At 39.8% G+C, this 2,985-nt stretch carries 3 protein-coding genes; 1 reads left to right on the top strand and 2 read right to left on the bottom strand.

From position 1 onward, the window contains the following. Positions 1 to 141 precede the first annotated feature (141 nt). The gene (rho, locus tag PSE69_RS19720; RefSeq protein WP_004915469.1) at positions 142 to 1,401 is read right to left on the bottom strand and encodes a transcription termination factor Rho; all 1,260 of its coding nucleotides are present in this window, start codon (positions 1,399 to 1,401) and stop codon (positions 142 to 144) included. Between the two features lie 681 nt (positions 1,402 to 2,082). After that, a complete protein-coding gene (trxA, locus tag PSE69_RS19715) occupies positions 2,083 to 2,400 on the bottom strand; it encodes a thioredoxin TrxA (protein ID WP_272675344.1) in 318 nt (105 codons plus the stop codon). 117 nt (positions 2,401 to 2,517) lie between these two features. Here trxA and PSE69_RS19710 point away from each other — a divergent pair. Further along, the coding region (locus tag PSE69_RS19710) for a DEAD/DEAH box helicase (RefSeq protein WP_272675343.1) at positions 2,518 to 2,985 on the top strand (468 nt) is incomplete at its 3' end.

Raw genomic sequence — 2,985 nt, 5'->3', positions numbered from 1 at the left:
TAATTTACATAACAAATAAATAACAGAGCTATATAATAAGAAATAATTTCGATATTCATCAGAAAAATCAGTAAAAAAAATAAAAAAGCGCTGTCAAAAATTGACAGCGCTTTTTAAATTTAACAATTAGGAAGTTAGCAATTATGCTCTTTTCATAAAATCGAAAAATTCTTCGTTCGTTTTCGTCATTGCTAATTTACTAATGAGGAATTCCATTGCATCGATCTCACCCATAGGATGAATGATCTTACGTAAAATCCACATTTTTTGTAATTCATCTTGTGAAGTTAACAGCTCTTCTTTACGTGTACCTGAACGGTTATAGTCAATCGCAGGGAAAACACGTTTTTCAGCGATCTTACGAGACAGGTGTAGTTCCATGTTACCTGTACCTTTAAACTCTTCGTAAATCACTTCGTCCATTTTGGAGCCTGTGTCAACGAGCGCTGTTGCAATAATGGTTAAACTACCACCTTCTTCAACGTTACGTGCTGCACCAAAGAAACGCTTCGGACGGTGTAACGCATTCGCATCCACACCACCTGTTAAGACTTTACCTGATGAAGGAACAACAGTGTTATACGCTCGCGCAAGACGAGTAATAGAATCAAGTAAAATGATAACGTCTTTTTTATGTTCAACTAAGCGTTTAGCTTTTTCAATCACCATTTCGGCGACTTGAACGTGACGTGCTGCTGGCTCATCAAACGTTGAAGCGATTACTTCACCTTTAACTAGGCGTTGCATTTCGGTAACTTCTTCTGGACGCTCATCAATAAGCAGAACCATCAAAACACAATCAGGGTAGTTATGTGCAATGTTAGCCGCGATATTTTGCAGCAACATGGTTTTACCTGCTTTTGGTGGAGCAACGATCAAACCACGTTGCCCACGGCCGATAGGCGCAGCTAAATCCAAAACACGCGCGGTTAAATCTTCTGTAGAACCGTTTCCACGCTCCATACGAAGACGATTGTTAGCATGTAATGGGGTTAAGTTTTCAAAGAGAATTTTGCTGCGGGCATTTTCAGGTTTATCAAAGTTAACTTCATTAACTTTCAATAGGGCAAAATAGCGTTCACCTTCTTTAGGAGGACGGATTTTTCCTGAAATTGTATCGCCTGTGCGAAGGTTGAAGCGGCGAATTTGGCTGGGAGAAACGTAGATATCATCGGGGCCTGCGAGGTAGGAACTGTCTGCTGAACGGAGGAAACCAAATCCATCCTGCAATATTTCCAGAACGCCATCGCCGAAGATATCCTCCCCGCTTTTAGCATGCTGCTTCAAAATCGAGAAGATAATATCCTGCTTTCTCATACGGGCTAAGTTTTCTAGCCCCATGTTTTCGCCTAATGTAATCAATTCTGATACTGGCGTATTTTTTAATTCGGTAAGATTCATAATGGTGGGTTCTTTAACTCGGGGTAATTCTCGAACTATGAACGTAAATTGAAGACAACTATATATAAGCTATATAAGTGCCAGTTTAACTTTATAACGCCCTGTTGATAGTTACAAACATCAACGGCTCAACAACGCGTAAAAATTCTTGCGCTTGTTATTGCTAAGACTGCGCTAACATATCGCGGCGATTCATCGGAATGATGTGCGGCTTATTATTAGAAACACAAACAATATTAGCAATAGTTTTTTGTGCATTTAAGGCAACATCTATCCCAATATCGCAAATTTACAGCTTTCAAAGCACTAAAACGCAAAACTCATGCCCTGAAACCCATCCCTAACTAGAACGCCTTCATACGGCTAATCCATATCTATCTTGAATTGATATTGTCAATTTACCACGAATGAAATGATTGAATGCGGCTAGCGCGACAACTCAATTTTCAAATTGATAATTCCAGAAATCAACACATTATCAGCCCTAGATCACAATATATGAACCACAACTGAACTGACAAACCAGATATTTATGATAAGAGCAACGGATTATAAAGTAATTCTTTCGGGTGCAATATGGGGATTGCCGATAACTTACCATGCTTCATTGAGGACGTCTAGCGGTGCGCCCTATAAAATAGATGTACCGCTAAACGTTTTACCTTAAACAACAACTATAACTTACAGATTTTCGTCCAAAAATTCTTTTAACTGAATTTTAGAGAAGATGCCCACTTTTGTTGCTACGACATTGCCATTTTTGAATAATAGGAGCGTAGGGATACCATATTTTGGTGCAGTAGCTGGGTTATCATCAATATTCAGTTTTGCGATGGTCAGTTTGCCTGTATATTCTTCAACAACTTCATCAAGAATAGGCGCAATCATTTTACAAGGACCACACCATGCAGCCCAGAAATCGACGAGAACAGGTGACGAGGCGTTTAAGACTTCGCTCTCAAAGCTTGCATCAGTTATATGAATAATTTTGTCGCTCATGTTGTACTCCAATGGATCATTTTTGCAGTCTTAGTGTAACATTAATTGGCAGCAGTATGCTTTATTTCAAAAGATACACTTTCGTAAACCAACCGTTAACTGATATTCTACCACACTATGAGTAAAGCACACTTGACAGAAAAGAAGTTTTCCGACTTCGCCTTACACCCCAAAGTCATTGAGGCCCTAAATAAAAAAGGCTTCAATTTTTGCACGCCTATACAGGCGTCTACCCTGCCTTTCACTGTCGAAGGCAAAGATGTTGCGGGGCAAGCGCAAACAGGAACGGGTAAAACGTTAGCATTTTTAACGTCTACATTTCATTATTTACTAACTCACCCTTCGATTGAGGGTAAAAAAGTCAATCAGCCCCGAGCGCTGATTATGGCACCCACCCGTGAACTGGCAGTGCAAATCTACTCAGATGCAAAAGAGCTTGCTGAGTATACGGGTCTAAAAATGGGGCTAGCCTATGGCGGTGATGGCTATGATGAGCAATTAAAGGTGCTACAAAATGGTGTTGATATTCTTATCGGCACAACGGGACGTTTAATTGACTATGCAAAACAAGGTCATATTGACTTA

The sequence above is a fragment of the Providencia sp. PROV122 genome, from assembly GCF_028482365.1.
In the GTDB taxonomy this organism is placed as follows: domain Bacteria; phylum Pseudomonadota; class Gammaproteobacteria; order Enterobacterales; family Enterobacteriaceae; genus Providencia; species Providencia stuartii.
Note: the sequence above shows the minus strand (reverse complement) of the source record. Positions and strands in the feature narration are given on the sequence as shown.

Excerpts from the sequence above, each read along its gene's own strand:
- trxA (WP_272675344.1), bottom strand. The coding sequence starts at position 2,400 with ATGAGCGACAAAATTATTCATATAACTGATGCAAGCTTTGAGAGCGAA.
- rho (WP_004915469.1), bottom strand. The coding sequence starts at position 1,401 with ATGAATCTTACCGAATTAAAAAATACGCCAGTATCAGAATTGATTACA.